The organism is uncultured Formosa sp. (assembly GCF_947500765.1).
GTDB lineage: Bacteria > Bacteroidota > Bacteroidia > Flavobacteriales > Flavobacteriaceae > Formosa.
In genome coordinates this window covers 114,118-131,314 of the sequence record NZ_CANMTH010000010.1, presented here as the reverse complement: position 1 = coordinate 131,314, position 17,197 = coordinate 114,118, and the positions used below count along the sequence as shown (strand labels likewise).

The window sequence follows — 17,197 nt, the reverse complement described above, 5'->3', positions numbered from 1 at the left end:
ATGCTTACTACTGCGTAGTGCAGTTCCGCTTCTTCGTTCATTATGACTGAAAATTCATGGTTTATAATCGTGATTTTGGTTTTAATATTTTGTTTATGGATACAGTCTAAATTGTTTCGGGATTTTCATTGATTTAATAAAACAACAAAGGCTACCGAATTGGCAGCCTTTGTTTTTATATTGAAAATATCTTATTTAAAGATTATTCACGGATATGTCCGTCTCCAAAAATATAATATTTATTAGTTACTAATTCATTAAGTCCTAACGGACCTCTGTGGTGTAATTTATCGGTACTAATGGCTAGTTCTGCTCCTACGCCCATTTTTCCTCCATCGGTAAAGCGAGTAGAGGCATTTTGGTATACCGCAGCACAGTCTACATCTTCCATAAACTGAGTTGCATTATCACGACTAGTCGTCATAATTGTTGCTGAATGTCCGCCTGAATAGGTGTTAATTTTTTCGATAGCATCATCTAACGTATCAACAGTTCCAATGCAGCATTTTAAAGCAAGAAACTCTTCACGCCAAACATTATCATTTGGGATTAAAGGTTCGTCTTTAAGTGTTTTTTGCGTTTCAGCATCTACTAAAATCGAGACATTGTTTTCTTTTAAGACAGCTTCTAAATCTTTTAATTTGGCTTCGTAATCTGGAATATCTTTTTTAAATAGAATTTTGTCCAAAGCATTACAAGCCGAAATCTTATCTGTCTTAGCATTTAAAATCACCTTTTTTGTTTTCTCCCAATCGGCAGTTTCATCAACAAAAAGGAAATTATTTCCACGCCCACTAATTAAAACAGCACAACGTGCATGTTCTTTAACAAATTGAATTAAACGTTCGCCACCACGTGGTACGATTAAATCTAATTGTTCTGGTGGGTTTTTAAGAAACTCCTGAGTTTCTTGTCGGTTTAACGTTAATAGTTGAATATAACTAGAGTCTAAACCATTTTCATTTAGGGCTTTGTGCCAAAAATCTACTAATACTTTATTGCTATAAATAGCTTCTTTTCCACCTTTTAATAATATTTTATTATTGGCTTTAAAGGCTAATACAGCCGCTTCTATGGTTACATCTGGTCGTGATTCGTAAATAATCATGATGGTACCAAAAGGTGCTGTTTTATTGGTAATATCTAACCCGTCTTCTAATACACGGTGCGAGATGGTTTTTCCAATAGGATCGTCTTGAGACATCACTTCCTTAACAGAGGTAATCATGCCGTCTATCTTTTTGTCATCTACAATCAACCGATCGTACATGGCTTGGTCGTCTTTACTAAATGCTTCTAAATCTTTTTTGTTCGCGCTTAAAAGTTCTGTTCTATTTGCATCCAATAAATGAATCATGGATTGTAAAACATTATTTTTTAAGTCGGTTTTTAATAACTTCATGTGTGTTTTTTAAATTTCTACTTTTGTTCCTACGGCCTTTCCATCAATAATATCGATGATGGTGTTTTCGCTTTTTCCGTTGGCAATAATCGTAGGAATATTTTTTCTAGCGGATTGTTTGGCATAGTTTAATTTTGATAACATACCACCTCGGCCTTCAGCTTCACCTTTATTCGTGTCGCTTATAAAATGATTTACGTTTTCGTTAATACCTACTTCTTCAACTAAAGAAGAATCGTCGGCATCTGGATGCCCGTCGTATAAGCCATCAATATCTGTTAAGATGATTAATTTATCGGCATCAATCATTTCAGCAATTAAACAAGCTAATTCGTCGTTGTCTGAAAACATGGCGTGTGATAAGGACACGGTATCATCTTCATTCGCTATAGGAATAACGCCTTCGGATAATAGGTTCTCGTAACAATTTTGCATATTGCGGCGATGTTCTCCAGGATCGAAATCGTTTTTAGTTGGTAAAACCTGGGCACATTTCATACCATAATCATGAAAAATGTTATAATATAGGCGCATCATTCTTGGTTGTCCAATTGCAGAGTAAACTTGTCTCCTAGAAGCTTTGTCTTTAATGTCTGAATGTCCTAAAACTTCCATTCCTGCAATTACTGAACCCGAAGAAACTAGTACGGTGATGATATCACGCTCGTAAAGTTCTGCAATTTGCTTCACCAAACGGTCTAGTACAGGTCTTACAATTCTATTGTCTCTATTTGTCATTACGTTGGTTCCAACTTTAATGACAATACGTTGCTTGTATTTCTTATTTGTCTTTTCCAAGTTCTATAGCTCTATTAAAGGCGGCAAATGCTGCCTCTTTTATTAATTCATTTACATTATTGTCGTCCATACTATCTAAAGCAGCACGAGTTGTTCCTCCTTTTGATGCCACAAGTTCCATCCATTTGTTTGGTGAAATGTTATCTTGGTTAAACAAGTCTACTGCACCAGTAAAAGTTTGACTCACTAATACTTTTGAAACATTTTCTGAAAATCCCATTTGTAAAGCGGCTTCCATCATACTTTGCATAAAGTAGAAGACGTAAGCAGGACCACTTCCTGAAATTCCAGTAGAGGCATCGATAAAGTTCTCGTTTTTTACTTGAATTGATTTCCCTGTCGTGTTTAATAAGTTTTCAATTGTTAAAAGCTCGATTCTTGATACTTCTTCCGAGGCTGTGTACGATGTTAAACCTTTTCCTACTTTAGCAGGTAAATTTGGCATGGTACGCACCACTTTAACTAAATCTAAAGCGTTTTGAATGTGGCTAATAGTAACTCCTGCCATTAAGGAGATTACAATTTGACCTTTAGTGACAATAGGTGCCATTTTGCTGAACAAATCATCAGCGTGATACGGTTTTACTGCTAAAAAAATTAAGTCTGCTTGAGGGACACAGTCTTTTGGGTCTTTGAAGACGTCGAAATGTGAGATTTTATTTAGACTCTCGATTTTCTCGTCGGAGCTGTCTAAAATCATGATATTTCTTTTTTTAAGAAGTTTCGATTTAGACATCGCTTCGGCATAGGTTAACCCCATATTTCCCGCTCCAATTACTAATAATTTCATTACGTTATTTTTATGATTAAAATTAATGATAGGGGTAAACTACTAAAATATCTGAATTATCAAAATCTGAGCAGTTTAATGCCTTTTTTGAGGGCTTTTTTATGTTATTGAAGGTGATTTTGAGGTTTTTTTGTGAATTTTGTAATAGGTTGAGTTTATAGTTGGTATAGGCAAACTCTATTTTAGACTCTTAAAAAACGTTGAAAATATGATAGAATGAAGCCACGTAAATGGATGGTTTTATTAACCCTATTTACCTCATATTTTGAATGTTTTTAATCTGAATTTAATTGTGTAGAAAATGGAATTTTTATTTAATAATGTAGTTTATTTAGAATTAACTTTCATGTTGAGACACTCGAATTACTTTTCCGTTTTTAAAATAAATGTCTAAGACATCTGGATCGATATTAAAAAGTCCAGGGACAAAGCCAAGCGTATAAGATATATGATTATTATTGTGCGTATAAAAATCTGTTCCGAGTATATCTGAGACCTCTGATTTTGTTTTTCCGATTAGGAGTTTGTTATCCATAAGATCTTCAGACATGGTGTAGCGTTCTTCTGGATGTGTTTCCCATTGGCGTTTATTAAATTCATAGGTCGGGTAATAGGAGGAAGAGGCTATCCATAAAAATATAATACCGATGTATATTAACGGACTTAAAATTAAAGCCGGGAATAGTGCAATGTAATTTCGGTTTTTAGTCGTACCAATTTCTAGCTTTTTTAAACCCCATCGCGAGATAAAAAAACAAGGAATAGTTAGTATAAGTACGAATATTAGACTCATAAAACTGGAGTGGTAAGGGTGATATGTTATCGCTTTTATTTCACAGCTTTAAAATAAATAAAATCAGTAGACCTTTTATAATTATCAGCAATACAAGTCTTATTATATTTTTTTAAAATTTCACAAACTTAATTACTTTATTCTGATTAGTGTCGGAAGTGATGTTAACGATATAAATACCATCACTAAACTTATTTAGGTTAATTGTATCAGATTGTAATGTGTTTAAATTTATAATTTTCTGACCTGTAACATTATATATTATTAAAGATTTAATACTACTTAAATTTTCATAATTAAGTAAAGATAAGTCTTTAGTTGTACGATCGTAATATACAGAAATTCGACTGTTTTGAAAATCATCTGTACTTAAAGTAGTATTTTCTTTAAAGACTATAGAAAATCTATTTTCATAAATATCGTTTTGTAAAACCAATTCAGAGTCATCTGTATTTAAGCTGTAATATGTATTTGTTAAGTTGTCTTTCAAGTAAATATTAGTATCAGTAGGAACGTTTTCCGTTTTATCGATAGCAATTTTATAAATACCTGCATCTGTAGCCTTAATTGTTAGAGGTAATTCATCTTCAATATTTATGTTGGCAAGGGCTTGTATTATTAAATTTTCATCATTTAATACCCAATATATATCATTGTTTTTGGTTTCAAAAAGTTTAGCATCATAGCCATTGTCATATTTTTTTGTTGCATGATCACTATCATACCCTAATCCTATTGTTGTTTTTAAATTGTTAGGATCTGTAAATGAGAACCAAATTTTAGGTCTTAAATCTGTAGAGCTATTAGCATATCTATAAAAAACAGGAGCATCAGTTGCATCAGATTCTTTACTAAATATTCTTTGCTGGTTGTTAAACTCTATATTTCCAGTTGTATTAATAGTTACAAAATAACCTTGTCCAACAGCTATATTGCTAGTAGGAGCTGATTTGGATGATGATCCTAATCCACTAGTTAACCCCGAAGTGTCAGCTGTAGCAGCAGCTACTAGGGACATCAATAAGTTATAAGTTGCATACCCTCCTTGATAATCTGCTAAAACATGACTGCTATTAGTGCTAAAATGTTCCCAGAAAGATAAAGTTCCATCAATGATAGAAAGATTGTCAATTATAAATTGATCTGCATTTAAAGCAGAAGGGTAGGGGTTTCCTACTAAAATATCATTTCCAGCTGTAGCTGATATCGTATAATTTCCATCGTTAGGTGTTCCTGAAAAAATATATTCTTGTTCAGCGTCTGAAGATCCAGAGCCTTTCATAATATACCCTATACCTGGAGATAAATTACTTGTTGTCGTTAAAGCGCTCCATTCTGAATAGGTACCTGTTAATCCATTAAACTGATACAACCAACGGCTACTTAGCGTTATAGGAGATGTTGTTGGGTCTGCATCGTGATCACTATTAAAGTTGATAACTCCATTAGCATCTTCTAAACTTCCTATTTGCCAATAACCAGACACTGTATTTACAGGTGAACTCCAATAATTGTAATTATATAAATTAGAAGTACCTTGTTGTCTTATTTTTAAATTTCCACTACCAGAGTTAGATGTAACGTTTGTGTGGTTTTGAATAAGTTGTGCTTCTCCTAATAAATCTAAAGTACCATCAATAACAACTTCTTCCTCAACTTCTAGTAATAATCCATCAGTAACATTTAGCGTAGCCCCATTTTTTACTTCAACTTCACGTACATGAGCATCAAATGTTAAAGCGCCTGGTGTTGTAGATAAAATTGTTAGTTTAAGACAATCATCAGAGGTGTCTGGAGCATTAGCAGTACCAGAACCATTGTAAAACTGTGTACCATCCCAAACAATTTGGTCTAAGTATCTTATAGAAAAATAGTCTCCATCTGAAAAATTTACACGATTTCTTGATGCTGTAGAACCACTAATTGTTAAATCATAAACTGTAGGTGAAGAGTAGTCACTATTGTTATCGACAACTAACTGAAGGGGTCCACAGCCCATGTAGCCAGTTAAATCCATATTTGTAATATCAAAACTTATGTTTACTCTTCCTACATTTCCTATTTCATTAACGCGCCAATTAGAATTAAGGTGCTCATAATAAAGAGAAGTATTTGTAGAAAAATTATAAACAGCATCTTTAGTATCTTCTCCCCAAAAAAGGTATTCGCCATTATTTAAATTTCTAGGATTACTTATTCTAACAATACCTGTACCTTTTGAATCGTTATGGGTGTTAGATGCATTAATTTGTCCTATACCTGCAACATTATGATCGAAATCACCATTAGCAGCATCATCTTGTGTGTATAAATCGATACTTGATTCTAATGTAGTACCGTATTTTGCAGAAAGATAATTATTAACAATATTAAATTCAACATCATTAAGTTCTTTATCAAAAATAATAATTTCAGACATGTCTCCATTGTAATGCTGAGAAGCTACACGATTAGCTCCTATATAAGCTAGTTCGTTTGTTGTATTTATATTTATAGCTCCAAAACTATTATCTCCATCTACAACATAAGAACTTAGAAGTTCTCCATTGTTATAGTTTAAAAAATCGTTGGATGTAGACCCTGCACTTGGAAATATAATAGTACCAATATTAAAGCTTGAAAAACCAGGTTTTACACCAAATCTTTTACCGCTTACTCCAACACTAAACTCGTTTGTGTTATTAGTTATATTAATTCTTTGACCATAATTGGCTAAAGTTTCAGTTGTATGTCCGTGATATAAAAGTGTTTGAGTACCTGTAGCTGGATTTGATGGTTCTGCTGCAAAAAGATAGGTTCTATCATTACCTCCAGAAGGTAAGCTCTGTTCGTTATCAATATCTAAATATTCATTGTTTGATTCAGTAAAATGAATTGCAGGGTATCCATTTTGTTTACCTGTTTCATAACTAGGTGCTTTGACTGAAGTTGCATCATTACCATCTCCACTTTGATCAACCCACGTTGTTATGTTGTCATTATTTACAGCAGAAACACCAGAAGATGATTCTACACCTAAATCTGCACGCAGCCACATTATTAAATCTGAAGTCCCGTCACTAGAACCAATTCCTCCAGGTCCTGTTTGAGAATTAGCATTATAGCTTAAAGCAATGCCAATAATTATTGCTAAATATAGTTTGTGAGAGATCATTGTTTTTATTTATTTATTATAGGTTTTAAGCATTTTTAAAATATTGTAAATTTAATACATGGATAAAATACATGTAACTATTTTAAAATGAAATAAAATAAAGTTGACTTAATTAGTTTAAATGTTTGTTTTAAGTGAAAATTTTAAAGCAACTCTAGTGTAGTCGTTAAAGGTATATAATTTATGTTTATTAAATAGAAACAAAATAAGATTGATTTTATCATGCAACACTTGTAATCAATACTTTGTGTTTATTTTGTTTGAAATTTGACTTAAAAAAACTTAATTATATAAATGTTTAATGTTTTATCTACTATACATACGACGTAAATAATTTTTTATAAACTCCATGGATTAATTTATGTAGGTAGTTTAAATATCTCTCAATGTACTTGTTGTTTTGATGTAATAAAATTAATATGAATTAAAGTGAATTAAAATTAGTAATTTTGCATTTGTATGAAAACCATTTTTCACAATATAATAGCGATTTTTATGGCCTTTGTGGTCCTGATATCTACCTTGTCTTTTAGTGTAGATATGCATTATTGTGGAGATACTTTGGTAGACGTGGCTTTAAATACTAATGCGACAACTTGTGGCATGGAAAGCATGCAAAACTTGCCTTTAAAATCATCGATCACCAAACAAGGATGTTGTACAGACCATAAAGTTGTGGTAGATGGGCAAAATGAATTGAAATTGTCTCCAAGTCAGCTCACTGTCGATAATCAATTATTTCTTACCACGTTTGTGTATGCGTATCATTCATTATTTGAAACGTTACCAAAACACGTTACACCATTTCAGGATTACCATCCGCCTATACTCGTTTCCGATATTCAAGTGGATTACGAGACTTTCTTAATCTGATTTTTTTTAAACACTAAAAACATGTTTTAACCACAAGTTAAAGCAGAACCGTTTTGTGCGGTTCATTTTCCTATGTTTAATTGTTTATATCTAAATCATGCTGAATAGAAGCATAAAATTTTTAATAGAAAATAAGTTAGTTGCTGTGTTAATGCTCGCGTTGTTTGTGGGTTGGGGAGTCGTAAATTCGCCTTTTGGTTGGGACACAGGTATTTTACCAAGTGATCCGGTAGCTGTAGATGCGATTCCAGATATTGGAGAAAATCAACAAATAATATTTACCAAATGGGACGGGCGTTCCCCTCAGGATATAGAAGATCAAATTACCTACCCACTTACTACGACTTTATTGGGTATTCCTGGTGTAAAAACCATTAGAAGTTCTTCGATGTTTGGGGTGTCTAGTATTTATATCATTTTTGATGAAGATATTGAGTTTTATTGGAGTCGTAGTCGGATTCTTGAAAAATTGAATGCCTTACCCAGCGGATTATTACCTGCAGAAGTAAAACCTGCTTTAGGACCAGATGCAACGGGATTGGGACAGATTTTTTGGTACACCTTAGAAGGTCGAGATAAAGACGGTAATGTTACAGGAGGTTGGGATTTACAGGAGTTGCGAAGCATTCAAGATTATTTTGTAAAGTACGGTTTGTCATCGGCAAGCGGTGTGTCTGAAGTCGCTTCTATTGGTGGCTATGTTCAGGAATATCAAATTGATGTGAATCCAGAATTGATGAAGCAATATAACATTTCGCTTCAAAATGTGGTGAAAGCGATAAAAAGTTCTAATCAAGATATTGGCGCGCAAACTTTAGAGATTAATCAAGCAGAATATTTAGTACGTGGCTTGGGGTATGTAAAATCAATAGCAGATATAGAAAATGCGGTTGTGTCGTCTACAGATTTTAAATCTATCCGTATAAAAGACATTGCGCATGTTGTTTTAGGACCCGAAGCGAGACGTGGTATTCTTGATAAAGAAGGTGCTGAGGTTGTTGGGGGTGTTGTTGTTGCAAGATATGGTGCCAATCCTATGGAAGTGATTACTAATGTGAAGCAAAAAATTGCAGACATGCATAGCGGTTTACCATCAAAAGTACTAGCTGATGGAACGATTTCACAACTGACGGTGGTGCCATTTTATGACAGAACAGTGCTTATAAAAGAAACGTTGAATACACTAGATGAGGCCTTAACTTTAGAAGTCTTGATTACTATTTTAGTGATTGTTGTTATGGTATTTAATTTAAGAGCATCTGTTTTAATTTCTGGGTTATTGCCGGTTGCCGTGCTTATGGTATTTGTTGCTATGAAAATTTTTAATGTTAGTGCCAATATTGTCGCGTTATCTGGTATTGCAATAGCTATAGGAACGATGGTAGATGTAGGTGTAATTCTAGCCGAAAATATAATACGACACCTTGATGAAAATGAGGAAGATGCACCAATTAATGAAGTGGTTTATAATGCTACAGCCGAAGTTTCGGGTGCGATACTTACTGCGGTAGCAACGACTATTATTAGTTTTATACCCGTATTTACCATGGTGGGTGCTGAAGGGAAACTATTTAGACCGCTTGCGTTTACAAAAACGATGGCATTGACCGCTTCTGTTATTGTGGCTTTGTTTTTAATTCCGCCATTTGCAGCGTTTTTATTCCGAAAAAGACGGATTAAGACTACGTTGAAGATGGTGATTAATATTATTTTAATTGGATTAGGTTTGTGGGCTGTTTTTATGGGCTATTATGTTGGGGGCATATTGGTTGCTTTTGGAATTATAGGTTTTTTAAAACAGAGATACAATTGGTCTGCAACGCGTATTAATATCATTAATAGTGTTATTGTAGCCGTAACGATTGTCTTTTTATTGGCCGAATATTGGAGGCCACTAGGTGTGTCTAGAAGCTTAATGATTAATTTGATTTTTGTTTCAGTAATTTGCTTTGGGTTACTTGGATTTTTCTCGTTTTTTAAACGCTATTATTCACAATTATTACGATGGGCTTTAGCCCATAAAGTATTGTTTTTATTGGTTCCAACAACCATAGTGGTACTAGGTTTTTTAATTATGAAAAACACAGGTAAAGAGTTTATGCCGTCTTTAAATGAAGGCTCTTTTTTACTCATGCCCACGTCTATGTCGCATGCAGGTGTTGCCGAAAACAAGCGGGTGCTTCAGCAGTTAGATATGGCTGTAGCGCGTATTCCTGAAATAGAAACAGTAGTTGGAAAAGCAGGTCGAACAGAATCTGCTTTAGACCCTGCGCCTTTATCGATGTACGAAAATATTATTCAGTATAAACCGGAATATATGTTGAATGGCGAAGGTAAACGTGCACGTTATAAAGTGAATGAAGATGGCGGTTTTATATTGAAAGATGGGCGTATAGTCTTTAATGTGAATGTTTCAGAATCGTATAACACAGCTAAAGTTTCAAAAGGAATCCTGTCGACTCAACTTAAAGTTAGTGCAGATGATTTAATTTCAGATGAAACTGGTGAATATTACAGAAACTGGCGTCCAGAAATTAAATCGTCTGATGATATTTGGAATGCAATTATTTCAAAAACTAATTTACCAGGCGTCACTTCAGCACCAAAATTACAACCCATAGAAACGCGACTAATTATGTTGCAAACAGGCATGCGCGCCCCTATGGGAATTAAGATTAAAGGACAAGATTTAAATGAGATTGAAGCTTTTGGTAAAGCATTAGAATCCATTCTTAAAAGCGCAGAAGGTGTAAGAAAAGAAGCCGTGTTTGCCGATCGGATAGTTGGAAAACCCTATTTGCTTATTGATATTGATCGCCAAAAATTAGCCCGTTATGGGGTGTCTGTAGAGACGGTTCAGAATGAGTTAAAAGTTGCTGTTGGCGGTATGGTGCTAACCCAAACTATTGAAGGTAGGGAGCGTTACGGCGTGCGAGTGCGTTATCCTAGAGAGTTACGGTCTAGTCCAGACGATTTAAATGATATTTATATTCCCGTTGCTCAAGGAAGCCCTGTGCCTTTAAGTGAATTGGCAACCATAAGATACGAGCAAGGGCCACAAGTTATTAAAAGTGAAGATACCTTTTTAGTGGGTTATGTACTGTTCGATAAGTTAGATGGTTTTGCCGAAGTTCATGTGGTGGAAACAGCTCAGCAGTTAATTAAAGATAAGATTAAAAGTGGCGAATTGGTTATTCCGAAGGGAATTACGTATCAGTTTACCGGCACTTACGAAAATCAGTTACGTGCAGAACAAACCTTACGCGTTGTGGTGCCTTTAGCATTAGCGATTATATTCCTGATTTTGTATTTTCAGTTTAAATCGGTATCGACCTCTTTTATGGTATTTACAGGGATTTCTGTAGCATTCGCCGGCGGATTTATCATGATGTGGTTGTATGGGCAAGATTGGTTTTTAAACTTTAGTGTGTTTGGAGAAAATTTAAGAGACTTATTTCAAATGCATCCTATTCATTTAAGTGTTGCGGTTTGGGTTGGTTTTATTGCATTGTTTGGTATCGCTACAGACGATGGTGTGATTATGGCAACTTATTTAACCCAATCTTTTGCGTCTGAAAACCCACAAGATGTTAAGCATATTCGAGAGGCTGCAGTACGAGCCGCAGAGAAACGTATTCGTCCGTGTTTAATGACAACAGCGACAACCATTTTGGCCTTGTTGCCTGTGTTAACATCAACGGGGCGTGGTAGTGATATTATGATTCCGATGTCTATTCCTGTATTTGGAGGTATGATTATAGATATTACTTCTTATTTTATTGTTCCCGTATTATACAGTTGGAAACAGGAGTATATGATTAAAGTAAAACAAACCAAATTAGCCTAAGAGACATGAAGAGATATCAAAAAAATATGTTGCAATCCTTTTTACTAATGTTTTGTGCTGTAATACGTTTTAACGTGCAAGCACAAGATTTAGAGCAGCTTATTCGTGTGGGATTGCAGCAAAATACAAATGTAGAACAAGCCGATTTACAATACAAATTGGCAACAGAAAAAGTAAACGAAGTACAAGTGATTCCGAATACAGAATTTAGTTTTGGTTATTTTGCAACGCCGTTAGAAACCCGTACAGGAAATCAGAAAATTAAAGCCTCTGTAGTACAAAAATTACCTTGGTTTGGATCTATAACCGCTCGAGAAAATTATGCATCATCACTTGCCGATGCGCAGTACGAGAGTATTGCGATTGCACAACGTAAATTGGTGATGTCTATTTCTCAGAATTATTATGAATTATGGGCAAATACTTTAAAGCAAGACGTTTTGGAAGAGCAGATTACGATTTTGAAACAGTATGAAGTTTTAGCATTAACAAGTCTTGAAGTGGGGAAAGCTTCGGTAGTAGATGTCTTAAAATTACAAATGCGAGGCAATGAGATTTCAGAACGTATAGCCCTTTTAAAACAAGACTATTTAGCCGTTCAAACTCAAATTAATTTAGATTTAAATCGGGATAAATCGCAAGTTATTTTAGTAACATCAAACTTAGAAATGCCGGAGGAGGAGGTGTTAGAATTAGATGAAATCACTAATTTGCATCCTGAATTATTACAGTACGATAAATTGTATGAATCTGTAGAACAATCCGACTTATTAAATCAGAAAGAGCGTGCGCCTACACTAGGTTTTGGATTGGATTATATTGCAATTGAAGAACGTCGGGATTTAGATGTAGTACATAGCGGAAATGATGTTTTTGTGCCTATGGTTTCGGTGTCTATTCCTATTTTTAATTCTAAATATAAATCTAAAAGTGTTCAGAATACCATTCAGAAAGAGACTTATAAAGTTCAGAAACAAGACAAAAAAAATAATTTAATGGCTGTATTAGATACGGCTATAAAACAACGAAATTCGGCTCTAATACGTTTTAAAACACAAATTAAAAATTTAGAACAAGCTAAAAATGCGCAAGATATTTTATTAAAGAGTTATGAAACGGGCATGATTGATTTTGATGATGTATTAGACATTGAAGACCTTCAGTTGAAGTATGAAATTAGCCGTATAGAATCTATAAAATTATATTATAAACAACAAACAATAATTAATTATTTAACCCAATAAATTAAACGAAAAACACCTTTTAAATTATGAAAAACGTAAAACAAATAATCAGTATAACGGTATTAGCCATAGCTTTATTTTCTGTAGTTTCATGTAAAAATGAAACCAAAGAAGCAGGAGTAGCACATCAGGAGGTTGCAGAAGCCGATGTAAAACAATCTAGTCCAGAATTTAAAGATGCAGCTGTAGCGGCTACTTTTCAGCATTATTTACATTTAAAAACAGCATTAGTAAAAACAGATGCTGTAGATGCTAAACAAGGAGCAGAACTGATTGCAAATACAACCGAAAATCCAGAGGTTAAAGCTTTGGCAACACGTATTGCCTTAGAATCTGATATTGCAAAACAACGTGAACAGTTTTCAGATTTAACAACATTATTAAAACCGATTTTAGTTGCTAGTTTAGCATCGGGTGAAATTTACGAGCAAAATTGTCCGATGGCATTAAAGGGAGGCGCAAATTGGTTTGCTGTAGAAAAACAGATTAACAATCCGTATTATGGCGACAAAATGTTGCGTTGTGGTATAGTAGAAAGTACTTTAAAATAATATACTTAATAATTTATACAACAGACACATCTTATGAAACAACATATTTTTATAAAAAACATGGTTTGCGAGCGTTGTAAACAATCTGTAACCGCACAGCTTGCTGCTATGGATATTCCGTTGTATAAATTGACTTTAGGAGATGTAGTTATAGAAGAAATAGATGCTAAAACGTATGCTGCTTTAAAGGCTAATCTTCACGAAAAAGGTTTCGAATTAATTAAAAGTGAGGATGATATTTTAATTGAGCAGGTTAAAACGGCACTTATAGAGGTTTTAGATGCTCCGTTGGAAGTTTATGTAAATATATCTGAAGTACTAACAAAACGGATTTCAAAAGACTATTCGGCAATTAGTAAGTTGTTTAGTAAAACCATGGGAATTACTATAGAGAAATATTTCATTCAATTAAAAATAGAAAAGGTAAAAGAGCTGTTGCAATTGGGGCAATTACAATTTACCGAAATAGCTCAGGTTTTGGGCTATACCAGTAGTAGTCATTTAGCCCATCAGTTTAAAACAATTACAGGTATGTCTATGAGTACTTATAAGGCATCTGAACAATGGAATAGAAAAACCATCGACAAAATTATATAAACATCATCCATAATAATACAAACCGAGTTGAGGTTTAAGTGGTAATTTTATAGTGTAAAGTTAAAAACATATGACACATAAATATAAAATATCGGGCATGACTTGTAATGGGTGTCGCGGTCATGTTGAAAAGATACTATCTGAAGTAGAAGGCGTAGACGAAGCGTTGGTAAATTTAGACCAAGCCGAAGCAACAATTCGCATGAAAAAGCATCTGTCAATCGAGACGTTTCAGAAGGCGTTAAAAGCAGATGGCGATCGTTATACTATTCATACAGAAGATGGTTTGCAAGATGATTCAGAAGCAATAATACAAAAATATAACATTGCCGGGATGACTTGTAATGGGTGTCGCGGTCATGTTGAAAAGATACTATCTGAAGTAGAAGGCGTAGACGAAGCGTTGGTAAATTTAGACCAAGCCGAAGCAACAATTCGCATGAAGAAGCATTTGCCAATCGAGACGTTTCAGAAGGCGTTAAAAGCAGATGGCGATCGTTATACTATTCATACAGAAGATGGTTTGCAAGAAGTTTCAGAAGCAATAATACATAAATATAAAATATCGGGCATGACTTGTAATGGGTGTCGCGGTCATGTTGAAAAGATACTATCTGAAGTAGAAGGCGTAGACGAAGCGTTGGTAAATTTAGACCAAGCCGAAGCAACAATTCGCATGAAAAAGCATTTGCCAATCGAGACGTTTCAGAAGGCGTTAAAAGCAGATGGCGATACTTATACGATTCATCCGTTAGGACAGGCTCCAAAGTCTAAACTAAAACCTAAAGATATGGGTGAGGGCACTTATTATTGTCCGATGCATTGCGAAGGCGATAAAACCTACGATGCTTTTGGAGATTGCCCTGTTTGTGGTATGGATTTGGTAAAGGAACAAGGTTTAAAACCTAGTGCGACAACTTATACTTGCCCAATGCATCCAGAAATTGTTAGGGATGAACCAGGGGATTGTCCGATTTGCGGTATGGATTTAGTAGCTGTAGCAGGTGAGGAGGCAGATGAAGATCCGTCTTATAAAAAGCTCCTTCATAAGTTTTGGTTGGCAGTTGGATTTACGGTGCCTATTTTTATAATAGCGATGTCGGAGATGATTCCGAATAATCCCTTATACGAGCTTATGCCTTTAAAATATTGGAATTGGGTGCAGTTTACATTGTCTCTTCCAGTTGTGTTTTATGCGACTTGGATGTTTTTTGAGCGGGCGTATCGTTCTATAAAAACATGGAACTTAAACATGTTTACTTTAATAGGTATAGGAGCAGGTGTCGCTTGGTTATTTAGTGTGTTTGGCTTGCTTTTTCCAGAAGGTATTCCAGATCAGTTTAAAACCGCGTCAGGAAATGTTCATGTGTATTTTGAAGCCGCTACGGTAATTTTAACCTTGGTGCTTATGGGGCAAATTTTAGAAGCTAGAGCCCATCAGCGTACCAACGATGCCGTTAAAGAATTATTGAAATTAGCACCTAATACTGCTGTGCGTGTAGTTGATGGTGTTGAAGAAAAAGTATCTATTGATGCCGTGAATTTAGGCGATGTTTTACGTGTGAAACCAGGAGATAAAATCCCTGTAGATGGGGCGATTACTGAAGGAGAAAGTACCATTGATGAATCTATGATTACAGGAGAACCGATTCCGGTATTAAAAGAGGAAGGCGATCAAGTAACTTCAGGAACTATAAATGGCAAGCAGTCCTTTTTGATGAAAGCTGAAAAAATAGGCGAAGATACTTTGCTGTCTCAAATTGTAGATATGGTAAATAAAGCCAGTCGAAGTCAAGCGCCTATTCAGAAATTAGCCGATAGAATTTCAGGGTATTTTGTGCCTATAGTGGTGGGTATTTCTATACTGACTTTTGTGCTTTGGGTTATTTTTGGTCCAGAACCTAAATATGCTTTGGCTTTTGTAAATGCCATTGCGGTTTTAATTATAGCTTGTCCGTGTGCTCTTGGTTTAGCGACACCTATGTCGGTAATGGTTGGCGTTGGTAAAGGCGCTCAAAATGGTGTGCTTATTAAAAATGCTGAAGCTTTAGAACGCATGAATCAAGTTGATGTGTTAATAGTAGATAAAACAGGAACCATAACAGAAGGGAAACCTTCCGTGCAACAGGTTAAAAGTGTGTCTGAAGATTTTAGTGATGCGCAAGTCCTTCAATACATTGCATCTTTAAACACACAAAGTGAGCATCCGTTGGCGGAAGCTACTGTGGCCTATGGTAAAGACAAACAAATTGCGTTTTTAAAACCTTTAAAATTTAATTCAGTTTCAGGCCAAGGCGTAACAGGTGTACTTGAAGATAATACAGTTTTTTTAGGGAATATAGTGATGATGGAAAGTGTACAAGCACCATTATCTCCGGAAGTACAATCAGATATTTCGGTGTTGCAAAATCAAGGACAAACAGTATCGTTTTTAGCTGTAAATGGCGAATTAAAAGGCTATGTAACTATAGCCGATAAAATTAAATTTAGTAGTAAAAAAGCCATTCAAGAATTACAAGCTATAGGCATAGATGTGATGATGCTTTCTGGCGATAATGAAAATACGGCAAGTGCTGTAGCTAAGGAATTGGGGTTAACACATTATAAAGGAGGCATGTTACCACAAGATAAATTAAGTGAAGTTGAAGCCTTACAAAACTCAGGAAAAGTAGTAGCTATGGCAGGCGATGGTATAAACGATGCGCCAGCTTTAGCGAAAAGTGATGTAGGTATAGCTATGGGAACAGGAACCGATGTCGCTATAGAAAGTGCTGAAATTACCTTGGTAAAGGGCGATTTACACGGTATTGTAAAGGCTAAAAAGTTAAGTGATAACGTTATGAAAAATATTAAACAAAATCTGTTTTTCGCACTAATCTATAATTCGGTGGGTATTCCTATTGCTGCAGGTGTGTTGTATCCGGTGTTTGGTATTTTATTGTCACCCATGATTGCTGCTTTGGCTATGAGTTTTAGTTCGGTATCTGTTATTGCTAATGCTTTAAGGTTAAAATCCAGTAAGATTAATTAGTAGTATTTAATGTAAAATATTGAAATTCAATATGTAAGCCATGTGGGTATAGCGTTTTAGGGTTGGTTATTTTGTTTTTAGCTGATTTTAGGACATGAACGTGTAGTTAAATAATAA

The 17,197-nt window shown here is 34.8% G+C and carries 11 protein-coding genes; 6 read left to right on the top strand and 5 right to left on the bottom strand.

Going from position 1 to position 17,197, the window contains the following annotated elements:
* Positions 1–202: 202 nt before the first annotated feature.
* The 5 genes from Q1B05_RS15755 to Q1B05_RS15735 all read right to left on the bottom strand — a co-directional run bounded on the left by Q1B05_RS15755 (position 203) and on the right by Q1B05_RS15735 (position 6,937).
* Positions 203–1,402 carry a glutamate-5-semialdehyde dehydrogenase gene (locus Q1B05_RS15755; RefSeq protein WP_299781916.1) on the bottom strand — a complete coding sequence of 400 codons (1,200 nt, stop codon included), beginning with the start codon at positions 1,400–1,402 and terminating at the stop codon, positions 203–205.
* Positions 1,403–1,411: 9 nt separating this feature from the next.
* The gene (proB, locus tag Q1B05_RS15750) at positions 1,412–2,200 is read right to left on the bottom strand and encodes a glutamate 5-kinase (RefSeq protein ID WP_299781915.1); all 789 of its coding nucleotides are present in this window, start codon (positions 2,198–2,200) and stop codon (positions 1,412–1,414) included.
* Positions 2,184–2,990: a pyrroline-5-carboxylate reductase gene (gene proC / locus Q1B05_RS15745; RefSeq protein ID WP_299781914.1), complete on the bottom strand. Its 807-nt coding sequence runs from the start codon at positions 2,988–2,990 to the stop codon at positions 2,184–2,186. Before proC ends, proB begins: the two co-directional genes overlap by 17 nt.
* Before the next feature lie 337 nt (positions 2,991–3,327).
* On the bottom strand, positions 3,328–3,783 hold the full coding sequence (locus Q1B05_RS15740) for a hypothetical protein (protein ID WP_299781913.1): 456 nt from the start codon (positions 3,781–3,783) through the stop codon (positions 3,328–3,330).
* Positions 3,784–3,895: 112 nt separating this feature from the next.
* Positions 3,896–6,937: a T9SS type A sorting domain-containing protein gene (locus Q1B05_RS15735; RefSeq protein ID WP_299781912.1), complete on the bottom strand. Its 3,042-nt coding sequence runs from the start codon at positions 6,935–6,937 to the stop codon at positions 3,896–3,898.
* Between the two features lie 459 nt (positions 6,938–7,396).
* On the opposite strand from Q1B05_RS15735, the gene Q1B05_RS15730 reads away from it, so the two are divergent.
* The 6 genes from Q1B05_RS15730 to Q1B05_RS15705 all read left to right on the top strand — a co-directional run bounded on the left by Q1B05_RS15730 (position 7,397) and on the right by Q1B05_RS15705 (position 17,080).
* Positions 7,397–7,810 carry a hypothetical protein gene (locus tag Q1B05_RS15730; RefSeq protein ID WP_299781911.1) on the top strand — a complete coding sequence of 138 codons (414 nt, stop codon included), beginning with the start codon at positions 7,397–7,399 and terminating at the stop codon, positions 7,808–7,810.
* Between the two features lie 97 nt (positions 7,811–7,907).
* Positions 7,908–11,657: an efflux RND transporter permease subunit gene (locus Q1B05_RS15725; protein WP_299781910.1), complete on the top strand. Its 3,750-nt coding sequence runs from the start codon at positions 7,908–7,910 to the stop codon at positions 11,655–11,657.
* Positions 11,658–11,662: 5 nt separating this feature from the next.
* Entirely contained in the window at positions 11,663–12,901 is a 1,239-nt protein-coding gene (locus tag Q1B05_RS15720) for a TolC family protein (protein ID WP_299781909.1), read from the top strand.
* A gap of 26 nt (positions 12,902–12,927) precedes the next feature.
* Positions 12,928–13,452 (top strand): DUF3347 domain-containing protein, encoded by a 525-nt coding sequence (locus Q1B05_RS15715; RefSeq protein ID WP_299781908.1) that lies wholly within the window; start codon positions 12,928–12,930, stop codon positions 13,450–13,452.
* 33 nt (positions 13,453–13,485) lie between these two features.
* Entirely contained in the window at positions 13,486–14,049 is a 564-nt protein-coding gene (locus Q1B05_RS15710) for a helix-turn-helix transcriptional regulator (RefSeq protein WP_299781907.1), read from the top strand.
* A gap of 70 nt (positions 14,050–14,119) precedes the next feature.
* The gene (locus Q1B05_RS15705) at positions 14,120–17,080 is read left to right on the top strand and encodes a heavy metal translocating P-type ATPase (RefSeq protein WP_299781906.1); all 2,961 of its coding nucleotides are present in this window, start codon (positions 14,120–14,122) and stop codon (positions 17,078–17,080) included.
* Positions 17,081–17,197 lie beyond the last annotated feature (117 nt).

Excerpts from the sequence above, each read along its gene's own strand:
- proC (WP_299781914.1), bottom strand. The coding sequence starts at position 2,990 with ATGAAATTATTAGTAATTGGAGCGGGAAATATGGGGTTAACCTATGCC.
- Q1B05_RS15735 (WP_299781912.1), bottom strand. The coding sequence starts at position 6,937 with ATGATCTCTCACAAACTATATTTAGCAATAATTATTGGCATTGCTTTA.
- Q1B05_RS15740 (WP_299781913.1), bottom strand. The coding sequence starts at position 3,783 with ATGAGTCTAATATTCGTACTTATACTAACTATTCCTTGTTTTTTTATC.
- Q1B05_RS15720 (WP_299781909.1), top strand. The coding sequence starts at position 11,663 with ATGAAGAGATATCAAAAAAATATGTTGCAATCCTTTTTACTAATGTTT.
- Q1B05_RS15705 (WP_299781906.1), top strand. The coding sequence starts at position 14,120 with ATGACACATAAATATAAAATATCGGGCATGACTTGTAATGGGTGTCGC.
- Q1B05_RS15715 (WP_299781908.1), top strand. The coding sequence starts at position 12,928 with ATGAAAAACGTAAAACAAATAATCAGTATAACGGTATTAGCCATAGCT.
- Q1B05_RS15710 (WP_299781907.1), top strand. The coding sequence starts at position 13,486 with ATGAAACAACATATTTTTATAAAAAACATGGTTTGCGAGCGTTGTAAA.
- Q1B05_RS15755 (WP_299781916.1), bottom strand. The coding sequence starts at position 1,402 with ATGAAGTTATTAAAAACCGACTTAAAAAATAATGTTTTACAATCCATG.
- Q1B05_RS15725 (WP_299781910.1), top strand. The coding sequence starts at position 7,908 with ATGCTGAATAGAAGCATAAAATTTTTAATAGAAAATAAGTTAGTTGCT.
- Q1B05_RS15730 (WP_299781911.1), top strand. The coding sequence starts at position 7,397 with ATGAAAACCATTTTTCACAATATAATAGCGATTTTTATGGCCTTTGTG.